This window comes from Pseudomonas sp. PHC1, from assembly GCF_046487845.1.
GTDB lineage: Bacteria > Pseudomonadota > Gammaproteobacteria > Pseudomonadales > Pseudomonadaceae > Aquipseudomonas > Aquipseudomonas sputi.
In genome coordinates, this window is the sequence record NZ_JBJXHJ010000030.1 from 1 (window position 1) to 20,295 (window position 20,295).

Here is a 20,295-nt window from a genome sequence, read left to right on the forward strand (position 1 = left end):
CAATTCAATGGTGGGTTGGCACCAGCTCGCGCCGAAGAAAAACTTAAAGTCGTGTCCGGGATTAGTTGACCACTACATCAGGACCTCTAGTTCATCAAAGAACTCCCTGTCGACCTGCGCACGAATGAAACCCTGGATTTCTTCTTTTGTGACCATGCGATTCACCACTCACTATTCGGTAAGCGGATTTTTACTTCATTTTTATTCGTTATGAAAGCGAAGGCTGTTTCTTTGTACAGTGCTCCGACAAGCGGAACATTTCAGGAGGGTAAGTTTTCTCGTTGAGGCTTTCACCTGAAAAACGGCACATCCCCCAACACCGTAGCCCGCTGCATCACCCGCCGCGCCGGGCGGTAATCATCCACTGCGTAATGCTGCGTCACGCGGTTGTCCCAGAACGCGATGTCATCCTTCTGCCAGCGCCAGCGAATGGTGAACTCCGGCCGTGTCGCATGCGCGAACAAGAACTTCAACACCGCTTCGCTCTCGGTTTCCGAGAGCTCATTGATCTTCGACGTGAACCCTTCGTTGACGAACAACGAACGGCGTCCGCTCACCGGGTGCGTGCGAATCACCGGGTGCGACAGCGGTGGGTTCTTGCGTCGTGCTTCTTCCCACTGCGCCAGTGCCTCCGGGGTATTGCCGTAGCGCTCCAGCGGAAACGAGCGAGTGAAATCGTGAGTCGCGGTCAGTCCTTCGAGCAGTGCTTTCATCGGCGCTGACAGCGCTTCATATGCGGCAATTCCGCTGGCCCACAACGTATCGCCACCGAACTCCGGCAACAGCTTGGCGCTGAGCACCGCGCCCATGGCCGGGGTCGGCAGGAAGGTCACGTCGGTGTGCCAGATCGCGTTGTCGCGCACGTCGGTGACGGCGGTGTCGAGGATCAGCACTTGCGGTTGTTCCGGCACGTTCGGGTAGATCGGGTGAATGTGCAGGTCGCCGAAGTAGGCGGCGAAACGCGCTTGCTGCGACGGTTCGATTGGTTGATTGCGGAAGAACAGCACCTGGTATTTGAGCAGTGCCTGCTCGATGGCGTCGCGCTGTTCCAGGTTCAGCGGCTGGCTGATGTCGACGCCGCTGATCTGTGCGCCGAGGGCCGAGCTTAACGGGGTGATGTTCAGGCTGCTCATGGTGGTTCTCTTCAATTCCGGGGCCCCGAAACTGTCGGGGTTGTCAGTGCTGAAAAAATCAGTGGGCCTGGCCGTGCCATGGCACCAGTTTGCGTTGCAGGGCGCGCAGGCCCATTTCCATGGCGAAGGCGATCAGGGCGATGACCAGAATCCCCAGCACCACCACATCGGTGACCAGAAACTGCGCGGCCGACTGCACCATGAAGCCCAGGCCGCTGGTGGCCGCGATCAGTTCGGCGGCGACCAGCGTCGACCAGCCGACACCCAGGCCAATGCGCACTCCGGTCAAAATGTCCGGCAGGGCGCTCGGCAAAATCACATGGCGGATCAGTTGTGCGCGAGTGGCGCCCAACGATTGCGCAGCGCGCAATTTGGCCGGGTCGACGGTGCGCACGCCGGTGGCGGTGGCAATCGCGATCGGGGCGAAAATCGCCAGGTAGATCAGCAGCACTTTCGACAACTCACCGATACCGCACCAGATCACAATCAACGGCAGATAAGCCAGTGGCGGAATCGGGCGGTAGAACTCGATCAGCGGATCGAGCACACCACGGGCGATGCGATTGGCGCCGATGGCAATGCCTATCGGCACCGCGGTCAAAATCGCAAAACCCAGGCCCAGGCCGATGCGACTGAGGCTCGCGCCCAAGTGCTGCCACAACGTCGAATCCATATAGCCCGTGGTCGCCAGCAACCAGCCTTTTTGCAGCACGGCGGAGGGCGGCGGCAGGAACAGCGGTTCGATCAGACCGGTGGCCGTGACGGCCCACCAGATCACTAGCAAGGCGAACAGGGTCAGCAGGCTGATCCAGCGGGTGCTGAGGCGGCGACGCACGGGAATCGCCACTGATGTGGCGGCGGGTTTCACGGCGGTGGCGGAAACGTCGTAACTGCTCATGCGCGCTCCTGCCGCTGAACGGCGCTGCGTTGCGAGAACACTTTGGCGAGCACGTGTTCGCGGGTTTCGATAAAACGCGGGTCGGACTTGATCGCCCGTGCCGACTCACCGGCGGCATAACGCTGGCCGAAGTCCAGGTGCAGACGCTCGACGATCTGCCCCGGATTCGGCGCCAGCAGAATCAGGTCGGTGGCGAGGAACACCGCTTCTTCAATGTCGTGAGTAATCAGGAACACCGGTTTGGCGGTGCGTTGCCAGACTTGCAGCAACAGTTCCTGCATCTGTTCGCGGGTGAAGGCATCGAGGGCGCCGAAGGGCTCGTCCATCAGCAATACACGCGGGTCCGCCGCGAGGGCGCGGGCCAGGCCGACGCGCTGTTTCTGGCCACCGGAAAGCTGCCAGATGCGACGGTGTTCAAAACCGGAAAGATCGACCAGCGCGAGCATTTCCCGGGCACGCAGTTCGCGTTTGTCCTTGGCCACACCGGCCAGTTCCAGACCGAAGGCGACGTTGGCCAGCACGTCCTGCCAGGGCAGCAGGGCGTCGTCCTGGAACACCACGCCGCGTTCGGCGCTCGGGCCTTCGACCGGCACGTTATCGAGGGTGATGCGGCCGGCGCTCGGTTCGACGAAGCCGGCAATCAGGTTCAACAGTGAAGTCTTGCCACTGCCGGACGGGCCAAGGGCCACCAGCAATTGCTGCGGGCCGAGGGTCAGGGAAATGTCGGACAGTACCGGTTCCGGGCTGCCGGGATACTGTGCGCTGATGCGCTCCAGCTGTAGCAAGGCCATCGCAGTCAACTCCCGATCAGTTGGTGATGTACTTGGCGCTGACGTACGGCGCGTAGTCCGGCAGTACCGCTTCGACCTTGCCTTGTTCCTTGAGGAACGCGGCGGTATCGGTGATGGCTTTGGTGGTCGGTGCACCGAGGTCGCTGACCTGATCCGCCGCCAGCGGGTAGACGTTGCCTTGCAGCAGCAATGGGATGTCGCTGGCCTTGGCGCCCGACAGTTTCACTAGCTTGTCGACGTTGCTTTGATTGGCCAGCCAGGCTTTCGGGTCCTTGCGGTAGTCGGCGTAGGCGTCGAGGGTGACCTTGGCGAAGGCGGTGACGATTTCCGGGTGCTTCTCGGCGAAGTCCTTGCGCACGATCCAGGCGTCGAAGGTCGGCGCGCCGAACTTGGCCAGTTCACCAGACGTGATCAGCACTTTGCCGTTTTCCTTGGCCACACCCAGGGCCGGATCCCAGACGTAGGTGGCGTCAATGTCACCGCGTTTCCACGCGGCAATGATCGCCGGCGGGGCGAGGTTGAGGACGGTGACTTTCGAAGGGTCGATGTTCCAGTGCTTCAGCGCGGCCAGCAGGCTGTAGTGACCGGTGGACACGAACGGCACGGCGATTTTCTTGCCGACCAGATCCTGCGGGGTCTTGATGCCGGAGCCGTCGCGGGCGACCAGCGCTTCGGCGGCGCCGATCTGGGTGGCGATGAGGAAGGTTTCCACTGGGACCTTGCGGGTGATCGCGGCGGTCAGCGGGCTGGAACCGAGGTAACCGATCTGCACGTCACCGGACGCGATGGCGGCAATGATGTCGGCACCGTTATCGAATTTGCGCCAGTTGATGTCGGCCTTGGTGGCTTTTTCATAGGCGCCGTCGGCCTGAGCGACTTTCGCCGGGTCAACGGTGGTCTGGTAGGCGACGGTGAGGTCGGCGGCCTGAGCCAGGAAGCTCGCAGCAGCCAGAGAGGCCACGGCCAGCAGGCGAAGCGGGAAATTCAGTTTCATTGAAAAGCTCCATATCAGGCGACCGAGCGTCGGCGTGAAAGGAGACTAAATGATCTAAGAATCTAAAAATAAATAACTATTTAGAATGAGCTTATGAGCGGAAAAATCTAACTGACAAAACCTGATAGTTACTACGCTCTGCGTGGGGATTCAGTGCGTGACGCTCCGCGTCCCTGGAGGCTTTTTTGATCGTTCCCACGCAGAGCGTGGGAACGATCAACGATCAGGGAAGGAAGTGTCAGTTACTGATCGCCAGAATACTCGCCTGATACGACCCGACAAACACGTCGAAATCGCCCACCTCGTTCTGCTCCAGCTCAGCCTGTTGTGCCAGCGACGAGCGCGCGAGTTCTTCGAACCTCGCTTGCTCTTCAGCCGCCAACGGCTCGCTGCGGAAGAACTCGGCGTGGGCCTGGCTCTGGCGCAGGGAGAACTGCGCGAAGCTTTCCTTGTGCGTGGCCATGGCTGCCAACACCTGGGCCGAAGGCGTCAGGGACGAATCCTTGACCTTGGCCAGCTGTGCATCCAGCGCCTTGCTATGGGCATCGCCGCCATGGCTTTGATCCAGCAGCGCCGCCAGCGGAGCGATTTTCTCCAGCAGTTCGGCAGCCCACGCCTTCAGCTCGACCGGTTGGCCGTCACGCTGCAATTGCAGGCCAGGACGACGGCCTTCCTTGACCACGCTGAGGAAGTTCGACGTGGCGTTGCCACAGCTGATGTTAGTCAGCAGCGGGCTTTCGTTCAGCGCGCAGTACAGCAGAAACGCATCGAGGAAGCGCGACTCGGTGAGGTCGATGCCCATCGGCAGGAACGGGTTGATGTCCAGGCAGCGCACTTCGACGTACTGGATGCCACGGGCCATCAAGGCCTGGATCGGCCGCTCGCCGGTGTAGGTCACGCGTTTCGGGCGGATGTTGGAGTAGTACTCGTTTTCGATCTGCAGGATGTTGGTGTTCAGTTGCACCCACTCGCCATCCTGGTGCGTGCCGACTTCGACGTACGGCGCGTACGGCGTGGCCACCGCTTTGCGCAGGCTATCGGTGTAGCTCGTCAGGTCGTTGTAGCACGGGGTCAGGCCGGCCTGGGCGTTGCTTTGGTAACCGAGGTCGCTCATGCGCAGGCTGGTAGCGTAGGGCAGGTACAGGGTGTCCGGATCCAGTTGCTCCAGCTGGTGCGGGCGACCACGCAGGAAACCGGCATCCAGCGCCGGTGAAGCACCGAACAGGTACATCAGCAGCCAGCTGTAGCGCCGGAAGTTACGAATCAGCGCGATATAGGACGACGACTGGAAATCCCGGTCGGTGCCGACGAAGCCTTCGGCTTCTTTCAGCAGCGGCCAGAGCTTTTCCGGCAGGGAGAAGTTGTAGTGAATCCCGGCGATGCACTGCATGGTCTTGCCGTAACGCAGGGCCAGGCCCTTGCGGTAGACGTACTTGAGCTGACCGATGTTGGAGCTGCCGTAATAGGCGATCGGAATGTCTTCCTCGGCCGGCAACGGGCACGGCATCGATGGACTCCACAGGTACTCGTTGCCGAGCTTGCTGTAGGCAAAGCGATGAATCTTGTCCAGGCTCGCCAGGGTATCGGCAGGGTCTGGCAGGGCGGGCGTGATGAATTCCAGCAGCGACTCGGAATAGTCGGTGGTGATCTGTTCGTTGGTCAGCGCGGAACCCAGGCTTTCCGGGTGCGGCGTTTGGGCCAGGCGGCCTTCGCCGGTCACGCGCAGGCATTCACGTTCGATACCGTGAAGGCACTGCTCAAGCAGAGAGAGGTTAGCGCGCTCGCCGAGCAGAGCCAGGCGGCGGTTGAGAAGTTCGCTCAATTTGGATTCCTTCACGCGTCAGTCGCCCCAATATGGGGGTGGGCAGGACGGTCTACAAGGGTGAAGTTGAAACTGGCGTTTTCGCCTGGTTTTTCGGGCTCTGAAGCCCCCGTTGAAACGCCAACTTCACTCCCTGAATCTGGCCGATGCACGCGAAGATTACGCGGTCCCTGTGGGAGCGGGCTTGCCCGCTCCCACAGAAAAGCTCGACGCTGCGATCACAGCGCCGAAATTAACTCAAAATGATGAACAACATCTACAGGACAGCGAACGTGCCTTGCGCTTTTGCGACCAGTTTGTCGCCCTGCATCACGTCGGCTTCGACCACCAGCGTGCGCCGGCCCGGGTGGATCACCCGCGCCGTGCACATCACCTCGCCTTCAGAGACGGCGCGGATGTAGTTGATCTTGCACTCGATGGTCGCGCTCTGCTGGTCAAAACCGTGGGTGCTGGAACAGGCCAGCCCCATGGCAATGTCCACCAGACTGAACAGCGCACCGCCGTGCAGCTTGCCGCCGCGGTTGCGCAGTTCGGGTTCCAGCGCCAGGGCGACTTGCGCCACCCCGGTTTCCAGGCTGTGCAGACGGCAGCCCAACAGCTTGAAAAACGCGCTCTCGACGAGCCCGACCGGCATGTCCATCAGCGTTTCTTCAACTGCTTGGCGTTGGCGAACAGCGAGGCCATTGCGTTATTGACCGGCGCCGCCGGGGTGGTTTCCTTGCGCGGAGCCGAACCCTGGGACTGGCGTGGCGCCGAGCCCGGACGCGAACCACGGGCACCGTCGATCTTCTCGCCCGGGGTGTCGCTCATGCGCATCGACAGGCCGACGCGTTTGCGCGGGATGTCGACTTCCATGACCTTCACTTTCACCACGTCACCGGCCTTCACCGCTTCGCGCGGATCCTTGATGAATTTCTCCGACAGCGCCGAAATGTGCACCAGACCGTCCTGGTGCACGCCGATATCGACGAACGCACCGAACGCGGTCACGTTGGTCACTACGCCTTCGAGGATCATCCCCAGTTGCAGGTCCTTCAGGTCCTCGACGCCTTCCTGGAACTCGGCGGTCTTGAATTCCGGACGCGGGTCGCGCCCCGGCTTTTCCAATTCCTGCAGGATGTCGGTGACGGTTGGCAGACCGAAGGTCTCGTCGGTGAATTTCTTCGGATCCAGACGCTTGAGGAACGCGGCGTCACCGATCAGCGAGCGGATGTCGCGGTCGGTCTCGGCGGCGATGCGCTGCACCAACGGATAGGCCTCCGGGTGAACGGCCGAGGAGTCCAGCGGGTTGTCGCCGTTCATCACTCGCAGGAAGCCGGCAGCCTGTTCGAAGGTTTTCTCGCCCAGACGCGCGACTTTCTTGAGTGCCGCGCGGGTCTTGAACGCGCCGTGCTCGTCCCGGTGGGCCACGATGTTCTGCGCCAGAGTCGCGTTGAGGCCGGAGATCCGCGCCAGCAGTGCCACGGAGGCGGTGTTCACGTCCACGCCCACGGCGTTCACGCAGTCCTCGACCACGGCGTCCAGACCGCGTGCCAGTTTCAGCTGCGACACGTCGTGCTGGTACTGGCCGACACCGATGGATTTCGGGTCGATCTTCACCAGTTCGGCCAGTGGATCCTGCAGACGACGGGCAATCGAGACCGCGCCACGGATCGACACGTCCAGATCCGGGAATTCCTTGGCTGCCAGTTCCGATGCCGAATACACCGATGCACCGGCCTCGGAGACCATGACCTTGGTCATTTTCATCGCTGGGTATTTTTTGATCAGCTCGATCGCCAACTTGTCGGTTTCACGGCTGGCGGTGCCGTTGCCGATGGCGATCAGATCGACCGAGTGCTTGGCGCACAGGGCGGCCAGGATGGCGATGGTCTGATCCCATTTGTTGTGCGGCACGTGCGGGTAAACCGTCGCGTGATCGAGCAGTTTGCCGGTGGAGTCGACCACCGCGACCTTGCAGCCGGTACGCAGGCCCGGGTCGAGACCCAGGGTGGCGCGCGGGCCGGCCGGGGCGGCCAGCAGCAAGTCGTGCAGGTTGTGGGCAAACACGTTGATCGCTTCGGTTTCGGCGCCGTCGCGCAGCTCGCCGAGCAGGTCGGTTTCCAGGTGGGTGTAGAGCTTGACCTTCCAGGTCCAGCGCACCACTTCACCGAGCCATTTGTCGGCCGGACGGTTCTGGTTCTGGATGCCGACATGCTGGCCGATCATGCCTTCGCATGGGTGCAGGGTGCCCGGCAGCTCTTCGCCGACTTTCAGCGCGGAGCTGAGAATGCCTTCGTTGCGGCCGCGGAAAATCGCCAGTGCGCGGTGCGACGGCATGCTTTTCAGTGGTTCGTCGTGTTCGAAGTAATCGCGGAATTTCGCGCCTTCCTCTTCCTTGCCGGCGATCACGCGGGCACTGAGAGTGGCTTCCTGCTTCAGGTAGGTGCGCAGTTTTTCCAGCAGGTTGGCGTCTTCGGCGAAGCGCTCCATGAGGATGTACTTGGCGCCTTCCAGTGCAGCCTTGGCGTCGGCCACGCCTTTTTCGGCGTTGACGAAGCGCGCGGCTTCGGTTTCCGGGGTCAGCGACGGGTCGTTGAACAGGCCGTCGGCCAGTTCGCCGAGGCCGGCTTCCAGGGCGATCTGGCCCTTGGTGCGGCGCTTCTGCTTGTACGGCAGGTACAAGTCTTCGAGGCGGGTCTTGGTGTCGGCGAGTTTGATTTCGCGTTCCAGTTCAGGGGTGAGTTTGCCCTGCTCCTGAATGCTGGAAAGAATGCTGATGCGCCGTTCGTCGAGTTCTCGCAGGTAGCGCAGACGCTCTTCCAGATGACGCAGTTGGGTGTCATCGAGGCTGCCGGTCACTTCTTTCCGGTAACGGGCGATGAAGGGAACGGTAGAGCCTTCATCGAGTAGCGCGACGGCCGCTTCGACCTGTTGTGGGCGTACGCCGAGTTCCTCGGCGATGCGGCTGTTGATGCTGTCCATAAAACCACCTGACAAATTGTGAAAGCAGGCTCGCAGGCACGTAAACAAGGGCCCGGAGTCTGGTGGGGCGGCCTGACGCTTGCCGCTGCCTGGGTCAAAAGGCATCCCATTGACCCGTGAAATCGAACAATTACTGCGGCGACCCGGAAAATAAAGGACGGCCACCTGCGGTAACGATTCAGACGTTGCCTGGCACAAAAGGCCGCGCATTATAACCAGCGTTCTGTCATTCGGGGGCGACACAGTCTGTAGGCCCAAGCCCCGGTTTTCTGGCAGTGAAGGAAAAATCTGCTAACAATGCACACGGTGCGTATAACGGCAGCTACGCCATAATGCGCGCCGAGCTAAAAGGAGCATCCAATGAGCAGCACTGCACAAACTGCTGAAGGCGAAAAAATTCTCATCGTTGACGACGATCCGGGGCTGAGCAGCCTGCTGGAACGCTTCTTCGTCAGCAAGGGCTACCGTGCCCGCGCCGTACCGAATACCGAGCAGATGGATCGTCTGCTGTCGCGTGAAGTGTTCAACCTGGTCGTCCTCGACCTGATGCTGCCGGGCGAAGACGGCCTGACCGCTTGCCGCCGCCTGCGTGGCGCGAACAATCAGATTCCGATCATCATGCTCACCGCCAAGGGTGACGAGCTGAGCCGTATCAAGGGCCTGGAACTGGGCGCCGACGACTACCTGGCCAAGCCGTTCAACCCGGACGAGCTGATGGCCCGCGTCAAGGCCGTACTGCGCCGTCAGGCCGCACCAGTGCCGGGCGCGCCGGGCAGTGAAGAAGAAAACGTCACGTTCGGCGATTACGTGCTGTCCCTGGCCACCCGCGAACTCAAGCGCGGCGACGAAGTGCACATGCTCACCACCGGTGAGTTTGCGGTGCTCAAGGCCCTGGTGATGAATGCCCGTCAGCCGCTGACCCGCGACAAGTTGATGAACCTGGCCCGTGGCCGGGAGTGGGATGCCCTGGAGCGTTCCATCGACGTGCAGATTTCCCGTCTGCGCCGGATGATCGAACCTGACCCGTCCAAGCCGCGCTATATCCAGACCGTCTGGGGTGTCGGCTACGTGTTCGTGCCGGATGGCAACTCCACCAAGTGATGGGTGATTTGTAGGAGCGGGTCTGCGGGGAACGGTCGAAAGTGCCGCCTGCGCAGACTCGCAATCCGCAATATGCGAGCATTGCTCGCTCCTGCAAGTGTGTAGCGGTTATCCATGAAAACCCCCGTCTGGTTCCCCCAAAGTTTCTTCTCCCGCACCCTGTGGCTGGTGCTCATCGTCGTATTGTTTTCCAAGGCATTGACCCTGGTTTATCTGTTGATGAACGAGGACGTGCTGGTCGACCGCCAATACAGCCATGGCGTCGCCCTGACGCTGCGTGCCTACTGGGCCGCCGACGAAGAGAACCGCGCGAAAATCGCCGATGCCGCGACCTTGATCCGTGTAGTCGGTGCCGGCGTGCCCGAAGGTGAACAGCACTGGCCCTACAGTGAAATCTACCAGCGGCAGATGCAGGCGGAGTTGGGTGCCGACACCGAAGTGCGTTTGCGTATGCACTCGCCGCCGGCCTTGTGGGTTCGTGCGCCGAGCCTCGGTGACGGCTGGCTGAAAGTGCCACTGTATCCACACCCGTTGCGTGGCCAGAAAATCTGGAACGTGCTCGGCTGGTTCCTGGCCATCGGGTTGCTGTCTACGGCGTCTGCGTGGATTTTCGTCAGCCAGCTCAATCAGCCGTTGAAACGTCTGGTCTACGCCGCCCGGCAACTTGGCCAGGGCCGCAGCGTGCGCCTGCCGATCAGTGACACCCCCAGCGAAATGGCCGAGGTTTATCGTGCCTTCAACCAGATGGCTGAAGACGTCGAGCAGGCCGGCCGCGAGCGGGAGCTGATGCTGGCGGGGGTCTCGCATGACTTGCGAACGCCGCTGACCCGTTTGCGGCTGTCGCTGGAGTTGATGGGGGATCGCACGGATCTGACCAACGATATGGTGCGCGACATCGAAGACATGGACGCAATCCTCGACCAGTTCCTCGCGTTCATTCGCGATGGTCGGGATGAGTCGGTGGAGGAAGTGGATCTCAGCGATCTGGTGCGTGAAGTCGCGGCACCGTACAACCAGGGCGAGGAGAAAGTGCGCCTGCGCCTGGAGCCGATCCAGCCGTTCCCGTTGCGTCGGGTGTCGATGAAGCGTTTGCTGAACAACCTGATTGGCAACGCGCTGAATCATGCCGGGGGGAGCGTGGATGTCGCGGCCTATGTGTCCGGTGACACGAGTGCGCCTTACGTGGTGCTGAGCGTGATGGACCGTGGGGCGGGAATCGCCCCATCGGAGCTTGAGGCGATTTTCAACCCGTTCACCCGAGGAGATCGGGCGCGGGGCGGAAAAGGCACCGGTCTGGGGCTGGCGATCGTGAAGCGGATTGCTTCGATGCACGGCGGCAATGTTGAACTGCGCAATCGCTCCGGTGGCGGACTGGAGGCGCGGGTTCGGTTGCCGTTGGGACTGATGCTGCCGAGAGACGCGGTTTGAATTTCAGGCGGCCTCGCGGCCGCCTGGTGCAAGGTTCAACCCTTGCCTTTGGTCCGGGTCATGTTCGGCCCGCCATTCTTCTCAAGGTGTTCGATGATGATCCCCGCCACGTTCTTGCCCGTGGTGGTTTCGATCCCTTCCAGGCCCGGTGACGAGTTCACCTCCATCACCAGCGGCCCGTGGTTGGAGCGCAGAATATCCACACCCGCTACCGTCAGCCCCATCACCCTGGCCGCGCGCAACGCAGTCATGCGCTCTTCCGGGGTGATCTTGATCAGGCTGGCGCTGCCGCCTCGGTGCAGGTTGGAGCGGAACTCGCCGGGCTTGGCCTGCCGCTTCATCGCCGCGATCACCTTGTCGCCGACCACGAAGCAGCGGATGTCGGCGCCGCCTGCTTCCTTGATGTATTCCTGCACCATGATGTTCTGCTTAAGGCCCATGAACGCCTCGATCACTGACTCCGCCGCGGTAGCGGTCTCACACAACACCACGCCGATGCCTTGAGTGCCTTCCAGCACCTTGATCACCAGTGGCGCGCCGTTGACCATGTCGATCAGATCAGGAATGTCGTCCGGCGAGTGGGCGAAGCCGGTCACCGGCAAACCGATGCCACGGCGCGACAGCAATTGCAATGAACGCAGCTTGTCCCGCGAGCGGGCGATCGCCACCGATTCGTTGAGCGGAAACACCCCCATCATTTCGAACTGACGCAACACCGCGCAGCCATAAAACGTCACCGACGCGCCGATCCGCGGGATCACTGCGTCGAAACCCTCCAGCGGTTTGCCGCGGTAGTGGATCTGCGGCTTGTGGCTGGCAATGTTCATGTAGGCGCGCAAGGTGTCGATCACCACCATTTCATGCCCGCGTTCGGTACCGGCTTCGACCAGACGGCGGGTGGAATACAGACGCGGGTTCCGCGACAGCACAGCGATCTTCATGCAACACCTGTGGAGGAGGTAGATACCGGGAACACCGGCTTGTCTTGTACATATTTGATGCCCGGATTGACCACCAGATGGCCGTCGATCAGGGCTTTGGAACCGAGCAACAGGCGGTAGCGCATGGACTTGCGGCAGGCGAGGGTGAACTCGATCGGCCAGACCCGGTCACCCAGGGCCAGGGTGGTGCTGATCACGTAGCGCACCTGGGCCTGGCCATTCGAACTCTTGATGGTCTTGCGGGCGACCAGCGGCGCTTCACAACGTCGATGGCGCAGCTGCACGACGGTGCCCAGGTGCGCGGTGAAGCGCACCCACTTCTCGCCGTCGCGTTCGAACGGCTCGATGTCGGTGGCGTGCAGGCTTGAGGTGCTGGCGCCGGTGTCGATTTTTGCCCGAAGGCCGGCGACTCCCAGATCCGGAAGCGCCACCCACTCGCGCAGACCGATAACGGTCAAATGGTCAAATGTCTTCAATGGAAAAAACCAACGATTAACGCGTCCACGCCTCAGGGGGCACCTGGGCCAACGCTTTGAATGCGGGTTTGGCGAACCAGTAGCCCTGCATCAGAAATATTCCGCAGTCCGCCAGGAAATCCCGTTCACCGGCGCTCTCGATGCCCTCGGCGATGACTGTAACGTTCAACTCCGCACAGATTGTGACAATCCCCCGAACGATAGCCTGACGAACACGGTCATGGTCGATATCGCGAATCAGCGCCATATCGAGTTTGATCAGGTCCGGTTGGAAATCGGCCAGCAGATTGAGCCCCGAATAGCCGGCACCGAAATCGTCGATGGCCGTCTTGAAGCCGAATTCGCGGTATTCACGCAGAATATTGGTCAAATGGCGATAGTTATCTACGTGCTCGCTTTCCAGTGTTTCGAAAATCAGCCGGTCGATCGGAAAATTGTGTTTCCTCGCGGCCTCCAGGGTGCTGCGAATGCATAACTCTGGACGATAGACGGCGTTGGGCATGAAGTTGATCGACAAGTGTGTCTGCATATTGAGCTCGGCTGCGCCTTCGATGGCGCGAGTCCGGCAGAGCTGGTCGAAACGGTAGCGGTTATCTTCTGTAACCTGATCCAGCACCGTTAATGCGCCTTCACCGGCCGCACCACGGACCAGTGCCTCGTAGGCATACACCGACTTGTCACGCAGATCCACGATGGGCTGATAAGCGAAGGAAAAGTCGAAGCCCAGCGGTTCGCTTTGCTGGCAACCCAGGCACCCGGATGTGGGCGAGGTCAATGAAGACGGAAATTTGGTCACTCGATCACTCCATGCCGTTGAACCGGCGAAGATCACAGTTTATCTGGAGGGCCGAGTTCTTGCGCCCGACAGAATCGGTAGTACAGTTCCGACTACTGGCTGAACGAGGAATTCATATGGCACAAAAAAGCGAAGAGGACGACAAGGTTCGTCTCGATAAGTGGCTGTGGGCCGCGCGTTTTTTCAAGACTCGCGCTTTGGCCAAAGCCGCCATCGAGAGTGGCAAGGTGCATTGTCGGGGAGAGCGCTGCAAGCCTGGCAAAGAACCACGGATTGGCGATGAGTTCGAGATTCGTACCGGTTTCGATGAAAAGACCGTCGTGGTTCAGGCCCTGTCGATCGTGCGTCGCGGCGCACCTGAGGCACAGACGCTGTATGCCGAGACCGAGGCCAGCATCGCCAAGCGCGAAGCGTCTGCGGCGATGCGCAAGGCAGGCGCGCTGGGGGTGACCACCGACGGCAAACCGAGCAAGAAGCAGCGTCGGGATCTGTTTAAATTTCGTGGGAACAGTAGCGGTGAATAAAAAAACGCAGCCTGCCGGCCTGGGTACAAGACCCGCCGGTGGCTGCGTTTTTTGTTCAGCAATGTTCGATTATTGCGCGGACACCACACTCATCCGCGAAACCACCGGCAGCTTGCCCAGCAGCCGGAAAACCGGCGCCGTGACCTTCAGCCAGAAGTTTGCCGCGTGGTAAGCAAACGGCGTGTAGTAACCCCAGCCCAGTGCCCACACCGCCAGCAGCATGCCGCCGATGTAATCGTCCTGGCCCCAATGAGCACCGGCGACCAGACGCGGCAACATGAACAGCAGTGCCAGGCCCCAGATCACCAGAAACTGACCGACCGTACGGCTGAACACGCCCATGAACAGCGCCCAGATCAACAGTACCGAAGCGTGGTCACCGGGGAAGCTCTGGCTCGAGCGATCCTTCAGCTCCCAGGTCTTCTCCAGATGCGGGAAGTAATCGCTGATATGCACGGCGCCTTCGAGCACCATCGACGGGCTGCTGTGCTGCCAGCCCATGTAATCGGAGAACTTGGAAAACAGCGCGCGGATCACCACCATCAGCAGCAGGATCGAGAAAAAACCAAAAAAGGCGCGGCGCACGTCAATCGCCCTGAACACCCAGTCGCCCTTGATCAGCAGCGTCAGCAGAATCAGACCGACGACGATGTCGAACGGTCGCAGACTTGCAATTGCCCAGATGTGGAGCCATATGGGGTTGCTGGCCAGCGGTGCGTTGAGTGAGCGGAACAGCCACTCGTCGAAAATCACACACAGCATCTGACCCGTAGGCCATAACCAGAAAGCCAGTAGTGCCAATGGCACAACGTTGCACAGAACCAGCCGGCCGAGGTTCCACCTTGATTGGAACAAACCCGGATTGTTCATAAAATGCCTCCCGTGGCTGAACATCGGCATCAAAAAGGATGCCAGAAGCGCGGGATTTTCATTCTTTGTAACCATTTTGTCATCACATTCAGATACCCAGACCTATGACCGATTTCCTCGATACCGATTACACCCAACGCTTCATCTTCGATGACAGCGACACGCGCGGCGAACTGGTGTCGCTGGAGCGCAGCTATGCCGAAGTGCTCGCCAAGCACCCGTACCCGGAACCGGTTGCGCAATTGCTGGGCGAACTGATGGCCGCCGCCTCGTTGCTGGTAGGGACCCTGAAATTCGATGGCTTGCTGATTCTTCAGGCCCGCTCCGAAGGCCCGATCCCGCTGCTGATGATTGAATGCTCCAGCGAGCGCGAAATCCGTGGCCTGGCGCGCTATCACGCCGAGCAGATTCCGGCTGACGCAACCCTTGGCGACCTGATGCCGAACGGTGTCCTGGCCTTGACCGTCGACCCGATCGCCGGTCAGCGTTATCAGGGCATCGTCGACCTCGACGGCGAAACCCTGTCCGATTGCTTCACCAACTATTTCGTCATGTCCCAGCAGGTCGGCACCCGCTTCAAGCTGTGCGCCGACGGCCGCCGTGCCCGTGGTCTGCTGCTGCAACAGTTGCCGGCTGATCGCCTGAAAGACGAAGAAGAACGCGCCGCCAGCTGGCAGCACATCACCGCGCTGGGCAACACCCTGACCGCGGATGAACTGTTGAGCCTGGACAACGAAACGGTTCTGCACCGCCTCTACCATGAAGAGCAGGTCCGTCTGTTCGATGTGCAGAAGCTGCGCTTCCACTGCAGCTGCTCTCGCGAGCGTTCGGGCAATGCACTGGTCAGCCTGGGGCTGGAAGATGCGCAGGCACTGGTGGCCGAGCAAGGTGGCCAAGTCGAGATCGATTGCCAGTTCTGCAACCAGCGCTACCTGTTCGACGCGGCAGATATCGCTCAATTGTTCGCTGGCGCGGGCGTCGAGACGCCGTCAGATACCCGGCACTAAAACGGTTCAGCGCAGGTAAATTCACTGCTCAACGACGGAATTACGCCGTTACGACGGGAGGGCCCTACTCTTTTTGGGCTTTTCTGGCATAATCCGGCCCACTTTTTTCGCGGTAGTAGTGCGCGACTTTCTACTACAAAACGTTTGGAGCACACTCGGCCACTGGCCGACGGGGAACCTCATGACGCAAGCCAATAACGCCGTGTACACCGATCTGAGTGTTGATGATCTGGTAAAAGAAGCCCTGAACCGCGGTGAAGGCGAGCTTGCCGATACCGGCGCTCTGGTTGTTCGCACCGGTCACCGCACCGGCCGTTCGCCAGTCGACCGTTTCATCGTTGAAGAGCCTTCCACCCAGGCTGCCATCGCCTGGGGCCCGATCAACCGCAAGTTCCCGGCCGACAAGTTCGACGCGCTGTGGGCTCGTGTTGAAGCATTCAACAACGCGCAAGAGCATTTCGTTTCCCACGTGCATGTAGGCGCGGCCGAAGATCACTACCTGGCCGTGAAGATGACCACCCAGACTGCCTGGCAGAACCTGTTCGGTCGTTGCCTGTTCATCAACCCGGCCCAGTACAACCCGGCCGGTCGCGAAGAGTGGCAAGTGCTGAACGTTGCCAACTTCGAGTGCGTGCCTGAGCGTGACGGCACCAACTCCGACGGTTGCGTGATCATCAACTTCGCCCAGAAGAAAGTGCTGATCGCCGGCATGCGTTACGCCGGTGAAATGAAGAAAGCCATGTTCTCCGTGCAGAACTTCCTGCTGCCGGCCGCTGACGTGCTGCCAATGCACTGCGCTGCCAACATCGGCGAAGAAGGCGACGTGACCCTGTTCTTCGGTCTGTCGGGCACCGGCAAGACCACCCTGTCCGCCGACGAAAGCCGTTACCTGATCGGTGACGACGAACACGGCTGGGGCGAAGGCGTTGTCTTCAACATCGAAGGCGGCTGCTACGCCAAGTGCATCGACTTGTCCGAGAAGAACGAGCCGGTCATCTGGAAAGCCATCAAGCACGGCGCGGTGCTGGAAAACGTCGTGATCGACGACGCCAAGCACGCCGACTACGCCGATGTCAGCCTGACCCAGAACAGCCGCGCGGCCTACCCGCTGGAGCACGTTGCCAAGCGTTCCGAGAAGAACCTGGGCGGCGAGCCGAACGCTGTGATCTTCCTGACCTGCGACCTGACCGGCGTCCTGCCGCCAGTGTCGATCCTCAACGAAGAGCAAGCGGCGTATCACTTCCTGTCCGGCTACACCGCTCTGGTGGGCTCGACTGAAATGGGTTCGGGCAGCGGCATCAAGTCGACCTTCTCCACCTGCTTCGGCGCACCGTTCTTCCCGCGTCCGGCCGGCGAATACGCTGAACTGCTGATCAAGCGCATCCGCGGCTTCGGCTCCAAGGTCTACCTGGTCAACACCGGCTGGACCGGCGGCGGCTACGGCGTCGGCAAACGCTTCAACATCCCGACCACCCGTGCGGTGATCGCAGCGATCCAGAGCGGCGCGCTGATCGGTGCAGCCACCGAGCACCTGGACACCATCAACCTGGACGTGCCACTGGCCGTACCGGGCGTCGAAACCAACCTGCTCAACCCACGCAACACCTGGGCTGACAAGGCTGCGTACGACGAAGCTGCCAAAGCACTGGCCGGTCTGTTCATCGAGAACTTCAAGAAGTTCGAAGTGAGCGACGCGATCAAGGCTGCCGGGCCTAAGTTGTAAGACTGGGTTTGTAGCGAATGAAAAAGCCGCCTCTTGAGGGCGGCTTTTTTGTGGGTGATGGATTAGTTGCGGTCGCTTTTAATATGCCGACAGCTGGAATGCGGGGGCCATTCTTTCCTGTTCACGTCTCGGAATGCCGAGCGCACCAGCCAATTCCGGCCACTGCGTTACGGTCTCTTTGAAGTCGTTGATGATTTTGTCGGCATCCTCTCGGTCAAGCCGGAAGTTAATCGCCACTTCCCGAGCAAGGTCCAGATCCAGTGCGTTATCAGAGTCCGTGATGTTCAGTTTCAACCCATCCGCGTTCGCCACCGGATTCATGTCGTAAGCCTCAGACAACCTCCACCCGCGACCAGGATCGAGAAGGAATCCGTGGTTGCGCAAGTGGTCGTCGGTGTTCGAAACGAGGATGTTGAAGACGATTCGCGACCACAGCTCGCGCAGGTCGGTGTCGACTTCAGAGCCGTGTTCAATGATTACTCGAGCCAGTTCGATGTAGCTGGCGCCGTTCGAGGCATCGTCACCGTCGACGCGGTCGGTCATGGTCATGGCTGAGGCGAAGTGGAAGCGGCCACCGGATTTGCTTCGGTCAAAGCGCTTGACCATGAAGCAGTGGTGCTGGCTTGCGTAACGTTGAGCGGTGCCAGTCGCTACTCTTAACCCGCAGTTCTTGGCCAGAGCATTCACCACCATTTCCCAGGCACCGACGTCGTAGTCATCTCGAATGCTCGGAAACTTGGCGATCCACAGATGGCCGTGCCGATCTGCGACGCTGGCCTTGGGTCTTGCGCCACCCAGCGAGCCGCCGGGTGCGATCAGCATTTTCAACCACTCGCGTCCTTCAAGTGCTGTGTTGTCCGGATCGTTTTCCAGCGCGCGGCTCGCTTGCTCCAGTGCGCGCAACTCCAGAAACGGCGGGGCGGCTATGCCGTCGCGGTCATCAAGAAAACTGCCTTCATCGTTGAGCTTGTAGCGCAGGCCTCCAACGCGAAAGAGGTCATGTACACCCAGTAGGCAGTCGGATTCGTAAAGCTTGCTGCCGCTTGGCAACAGCCCGTCGCGAATGTCTCGCTCCAGACGCCGTTTCATCAGTAAACGTCCCCAACGATCGGGGCTTGAGTCTGCAAACGCGCCGAACTGGGTTTGGTGCCCGCCGGGGAACTGGTGCCCTTCGAAAAGATTGATACGGGGATCGAGCTTCATGAAGCTCAGCTCTGGATCGGCCAGTGCGGCTGGATCGTACTCAAACTCGAACACTTCGTTAGCACGGGCCTTTCTGGCATGCAGAAATCCGAGGCGTCTTGCGCCATTCAAGGATTCCCAATCTGCATAAACCGCAATTCGCGTCATTCTTCACCTTTTTTGGAGCCGCTTTTTTTCTTGTTCAACAGTTCTGAAAGCGAGTGGGTGTTGAGGGGAAAGTCTTCGGTCAGGCTGGCGATGTAGGCGCTGTCTTCCTCCACTCGTGTACTTTTTTCGCCGACCAGAGGTGACTTCTTGATTCTGGAGGTTCCGCGTACTCGCTGGGGTTTTGCTCCAGGCAGCAATTGTGCGTCCTGCAATCGGCGCCCCATCTCATCGGCTTCGGCCAGTTTACTCAGGTCCTTTTCCAGCCCGAGTACCTGCATGACCGACAGATAGGCACCGATGGTTACCCCCGAGCCTCCGGACTCCAGAGAGCGCAACGTTGTCAGCGACATGCCTGATCGTTCTGCGACTTGCTTGGCCGTCAGTTTGCGGCGCAGGCGAGCCAGCTTCAGGCGCTCGCCAAACTCGGAAAGCAGTCTGGAGGTCGCCGGCAGGAGCGATGCTGTCTTATTAGCCATGTGCCAATATTCCTTCATTTTTTAGCCTTAACTACCAGAATAGTAGCACTTAAGGCTGAGAGGAAAAGTCGGCAAGACAACTGGAGGCAGAAACGCCTAATTGGAAGTATTCCAGCTGTTTTTATGGCTAATGAGCAGAATTTTGGTACTTATTTGTCTTGGTCATTGTCAGGACACGGCGCGCTGTGAAGATGTTCTTCGATTTTCAGCGGCATCTTTGGAGCAGGTTTCGAGTTGAGGTCTCCGTGCTCGCGGCGAAAGATTTCATCCGCCTGTTTGACGTTTTCCATCAGCTCATCAAAAAATTTGCTCACGAGAATCTCCATTGTTTGATTGCGTTTTTTCCATCGCTCTCAGGTACCGCCTGAGAGCGATTCGTTCACTCAGCCTCAGGCCGGCGCTTTCCAGTTGAGCATTCGCTGCTGGGCGACCTGGAGCAGGTCATAGCCGTCTTTGGTGAGAAGGTAGAGCGCGTGGGTGATGTGCGGGATGTCTTCGACATCGGCGTGTTTGAAGCAGAGGCAGTAGAGAGTTTGCAGCAGGTCGCTTGAGGCGCGCAGGCGCTGGACGGCGCATTCGAGGATGTCTTGCGGGTTGGCTTCGGTGTCGATGACCAGGGGCTTGGTGTCGGTGAGGTTGGAGTCGAGTGGGCGGTAGCGATTGGAGTGGAGCTCGTTCCATGATTTCATTTTTTAGATCCTCAATTGCTTCGAATGAAGCCACCACATCGTGACCAAGCGACTGGAGGCGACTGTGTTCGGGTTGGTCAACCGGTGAGGATCATGCACATACCCGGCACGCTCGAAAGCGTCCCAAACACAGCCACCATAACGCTACTGGCAATTGAGTGCCGGCAGCATACAGCGGACGCGAATGCATGATCCATTCGGGTGACCAAGCCCGAGTCGCTGAATTGGCAGCGACAGTCACAACTATAGGTTTCGGCCCACTGGCGCCGATAGAAGACAAGGCGCCGCCACGTGTAGGAACGGGATGCAGAT

At 60.1% G+C, this 20,295-nt stretch carries 20 protein-coding genes; 5 read left to right on the forward strand and 15 right to left on the reverse strand.

The genetic code is table 11. From position 1 onward, the window contains the following. Window positions 1-290 precede the first annotated feature (290 nt). The 7 genes from tauD to ACKJSM_RS26325 all read right to left on the reverse strand — a co-directional run bounded on the left by tauD (window position 291) and on the right by ACKJSM_RS26325 (window position 8,602). Window positions 291-1,133, reverse strand: a complete 843-nt coding sequence (gene tauD / locus ACKJSM_RS26295; protein ID WP_236181349.1) for a taurine dioxygenase — start codon at window positions 1,131-1,133, stop codon at window positions 291-293. Between the two features lie 58 nt (window positions 1,134-1,191). Beyond that, on the reverse strand, window positions 1,192-2,031 hold the full coding sequence (tauC, locus tag ACKJSM_RS26300) for a taurine ABC transporter permease TauC (RefSeq protein WP_410239284.1): 840 nt from the start codon (window positions 2,029-2,031) through the stop codon (window positions 1,192-1,194). Then, window positions 2,028-2,822, reverse strand: a complete 795-nt coding sequence (gene tauB, locus ACKJSM_RS26305) for a taurine ABC transporter ATP-binding subunit (RefSeq protein WP_410239285.1) — start codon at window positions 2,820-2,822, stop codon at window positions 2,028-2,030. Before tauB ends, tauC begins: the two co-directional genes overlap by 4 nt. Window positions 2,823-2,838: 16 nt before the next feature. Then, window positions 2,839-3,816, reverse strand: coding sequence for a taurine ABC transporter substrate-binding protein (gene tauA, locus ACKJSM_RS26310; protein WP_007952702.1), 978 nt, complete (start codon window positions 3,814-3,816; stop codon window positions 2,839-2,841). A gap of 238 nt (window positions 3,817-4,054) precedes the next feature. Further along, window positions 4,055-5,638, reverse strand: coding sequence for a glutamate--cysteine ligase (gene gshA, locus ACKJSM_RS26315; RefSeq protein ID WP_410239286.1), 1,584 nt, complete (start codon window positions 5,636-5,638; stop codon window positions 4,055-4,057). A 256-nt stretch (window positions 5,639-5,894) separates the two neighbouring features. Continuing rightward, window positions 5,895-6,278: a PaaI family thioesterase gene (locus ACKJSM_RS26320; protein WP_236181345.1), complete on the reverse strand. Its 384-nt coding sequence runs from the start codon at window positions 6,276-6,278 to the stop codon at window positions 5,895-5,897. Beyond that, the gene (locus tag ACKJSM_RS26325) at window positions 6,278-8,602 is read right to left on the reverse strand and encodes a Tex family protein (protein ID WP_236181344.1); all 2,325 of its coding nucleotides are present in this window, start codon (window positions 8,600-8,602) and stop codon (window positions 6,278-6,280) included. Before ACKJSM_RS26325 ends, ACKJSM_RS26320 begins: the two co-directional genes overlap by 1 nt. A gap of 360 nt (window positions 8,603-8,962) precedes the next feature. On the opposite strand from ACKJSM_RS26325, the gene ompR reads away from it, so the two are divergent. Further along, the gene (ompR, locus tag ACKJSM_RS26330) at window positions 8,963-9,703 is read left to right on the forward strand and encodes a two-component system response regulator OmpR (RefSeq protein WP_007952694.1); all 741 of its coding nucleotides are present in this window, start codon (window positions 8,963-8,965) and stop codon (window positions 9,701-9,703) included. A gap of 114 nt (window positions 9,704-9,817) precedes the next feature. Further along, complete coding sequence (locus ACKJSM_RS26335; RefSeq protein ID WP_236181343.1) at window positions 9,818-11,131, forward strand: ATP-binding protein; 1,314 nt, start codon at window positions 9,818-9,820, stop codon at window positions 11,129-11,131. 35 nt (window positions 11,132-11,166) lie between these two features. Here ACKJSM_RS26335 and rimK read toward each other — a convergent pair whose 3' ends face one another. Genes rimK through ACKJSM_RS26350 form a run of 3 tightly spaced genes read right to left on the reverse strand, consistent with a single transcriptional unit; the run spans window position 11,167 to window position 13,344 of the window. Continuing rightward, entirely contained in the window at window positions 11,167-12,072 is a 906-nt protein-coding gene (gene rimK / locus ACKJSM_RS26340) for a 30S ribosomal protein S6--L-glutamate ligase (RefSeq protein WP_236181342.1), read from the reverse strand. Next, complete coding sequence (locus ACKJSM_RS26345; protein WP_172829514.1) at window positions 12,069-12,515, reverse strand: ATP-dependent zinc protease; 447 nt, start codon at window positions 12,513-12,515, stop codon at window positions 12,069-12,071. Before ACKJSM_RS26345 ends, rimK begins: the two co-directional genes overlap by 4 nt. A 49-nt stretch (window positions 12,516-12,564) precedes the next feature. Then, window positions 12,565-13,344, reverse strand: a complete 780-nt coding sequence (locus ACKJSM_RS26350; protein WP_410239304.1) for an EAL domain-containing protein — start codon at window positions 13,342-13,344, stop codon at window positions 12,565-12,567. Between the two features lie 116 nt (window positions 13,345-13,460). On the opposite strand from ACKJSM_RS26350, the gene ACKJSM_RS26355 reads away from it, so the two are divergent. Further along, window positions 13,461-13,868 (forward strand): RNA-binding S4 domain-containing protein, encoded by a 408-nt coding sequence (locus ACKJSM_RS26355; protein ID WP_236181341.1) that lies wholly within the window; start codon window positions 13,461-13,463, stop codon window positions 13,866-13,868. A gap of 69 nt (window positions 13,869-13,937) precedes the next feature. On the opposite strand, the gene ACKJSM_RS26360 is transcribed toward ACKJSM_RS26355, so the two are convergent. Continuing rightward, window positions 13,938-14,738 (reverse strand): phosphatase PAP2 family protein, encoded by an 801-nt coding sequence (locus ACKJSM_RS26360; protein WP_410239287.1) that lies wholly within the window; start codon window positions 14,736-14,738, stop codon window positions 13,938-13,940. A gap of 104 nt (window positions 14,739-14,842) precedes the next feature. Here ACKJSM_RS26360 and hslO point away from each other — a divergent pair, with 104 nt between their 5' ends. Together hslO and ACKJSM_RS26370 are read left to right on the forward strand one after the other, a co-directional pair. Continuing rightward, complete coding sequence (gene hslO / locus ACKJSM_RS26365; RefSeq protein WP_011331968.1) at window positions 14,843-15,745, forward strand: Hsp33 family molecular chaperone HslO; 903 nt, start codon at window positions 14,843-14,845, stop codon at window positions 15,743-15,745. A 181-nt stretch (window positions 15,746-15,926) separates the two neighbouring features. Further along, window positions 15,927-17,468 (forward strand): phosphoenolpyruvate carboxykinase, encoded by a 1,542-nt coding sequence (locus ACKJSM_RS26370; protein ID WP_007952682.1) that lies wholly within the window; start codon window positions 15,927-15,929, stop codon window positions 17,466-17,468. A 78-nt stretch (window positions 17,469-17,546) separates the two neighbouring features. Here ACKJSM_RS26370 and ACKJSM_RS26375 read toward each other — a convergent pair whose 3' ends face one another. From ACKJSM_RS26375 to ACKJSM_RS26390, 4 genes are all read right to left on the reverse strand, one after another. Next, entirely contained in the window at window positions 17,547-18,818 is a 1,272-nt protein-coding gene (locus tag ACKJSM_RS26375) for a type II toxin-antitoxin system HipA family toxin (RefSeq protein ID WP_410239288.1), read from the reverse strand. After that, window positions 18,815-19,294: a helix-turn-helix domain-containing protein gene (locus ACKJSM_RS26380; protein WP_410239305.1), complete on the reverse strand. Its 480-nt coding sequence runs from the start codon at window positions 19,292-19,294 to the stop codon at window positions 18,815-18,817. Before ACKJSM_RS26380 ends, ACKJSM_RS26375 begins: the two co-directional genes overlap by 4 nt. A gap of 149 nt (window positions 19,295-19,443) precedes the next feature. Beyond that, window positions 19,444-19,608, reverse strand: coding sequence for a hypothetical protein (locus tag ACKJSM_RS26385; RefSeq protein ID WP_410239289.1), 165 nt, complete (start codon window positions 19,606-19,608; stop codon window positions 19,444-19,446). 75 nt (window positions 19,609-19,683) lie between these two features. Beyond that, the gene (locus tag ACKJSM_RS26390) at window positions 19,684-19,983 is read right to left on the reverse strand and encodes a hypothetical protein (protein WP_039764593.1); all 300 of its coding nucleotides are present in this window, start codon (window positions 19,981-19,983) and stop codon (window positions 19,684-19,686) included. Between the last annotated feature and the right edge of the window lie 312 nt (window positions 19,984-20,295).

Coding starts and splice junctions, on each gene's coding strand:
- hslO (WP_011331968.1), top strand. CDS start 14,843: ATGACCGATTTCCTCGATACCGATTACACCCAACGCTTCATCTTCGAT.
- tauC (WP_410239284.1), bottom strand. CDS start 2,031: ATGAGCAGTTACGACGTTTCCGCCACCGCCGTGAAACCCGCCGCCACA.
- ACKJSM_RS26370 (WP_007952682.1), top strand. CDS start 15,927: ATGACGCAAGCCAATAACGCCGTGTACACCGATCTGAGTGTTGATGAT.
- ACKJSM_RS26335 (WP_236181343.1), top strand. CDS start 9,818: ATGAAAACCCCCGTCTGGTTCCCCCAAAGTTTCTTCTCCCGCACCCTG.
- rimK (WP_236181342.1), bottom strand. CDS start 12,072: ATGAAGATCGCTGTGCTGTCGCGGAACCCGCGTCTGTATTCCACCCGC.
- ACKJSM_RS26390 (WP_039764593.1), bottom strand. CDS start 19,983: ATGAAATCATGGAACGAGCTCCACTCCAATCGCTACCGCCCACTCGAC.
- tauA (WP_007952702.1), bottom strand. CDS start 3,816: ATGAAACTGAATTTCCCGCTTCGCCTGCTGGCCGTGGCCTCTCTGGCT.
- ACKJSM_RS26355 (WP_236181341.1), top strand. CDS start 13,461: ATGGCACAAAAAAGCGAAGAGGACGACAAGGTTCGTCTCGATAAGTGG.
- ompR (WP_007952694.1), top strand. CDS start 8,963: ATGAGCAGCACTGCACAAACTGCTGAAGGCGAAAAAATTCTCATCGTT.
- ACKJSM_RS26320 (WP_236181345.1), bottom strand. CDS start 6,278: ATGGACATGCCGGTCGGGCTCGTCGAGAGCGCGTTTTTCAAGCTGTTG.
- ACKJSM_RS26360 (WP_410239287.1), bottom strand. CDS start 14,738: ATGAACAATCCGGGTTTGTTCCAATCAAGGTGGAACCTCGGCCGGCTG.
- ACKJSM_RS26380 (WP_410239305.1), bottom strand. CDS start 19,294: ATGGCTAATAAGACAGCATCGCTCCTGCCGGCGACCTCCAGACTGCTT.
- ACKJSM_RS26375 (WP_410239288.1), bottom strand. CDS start 18,818: ATGACGCGAATTGCGGTTTATGCAGATTGGGAATCCTTGAATGGCGCA.
- ACKJSM_RS26325 (WP_236181344.1), bottom strand. CDS start 8,602: ATGGACAGCATCAACAGCCGCATCGCCGAGGAACTCGGCGTACGCCCA.
- tauD (WP_236181349.1), bottom strand. CDS start 1,133: ATGAGCAGCCTGAACATCACCCCGTTAAGCTCGGCCCTCGGCGCACAG.
- tauB (WP_410239285.1), bottom strand. CDS start 2,822: ATGGCCTTGCTACAGCTGGAGCGCATCAGCGCACAGTATCCCGGCAGC.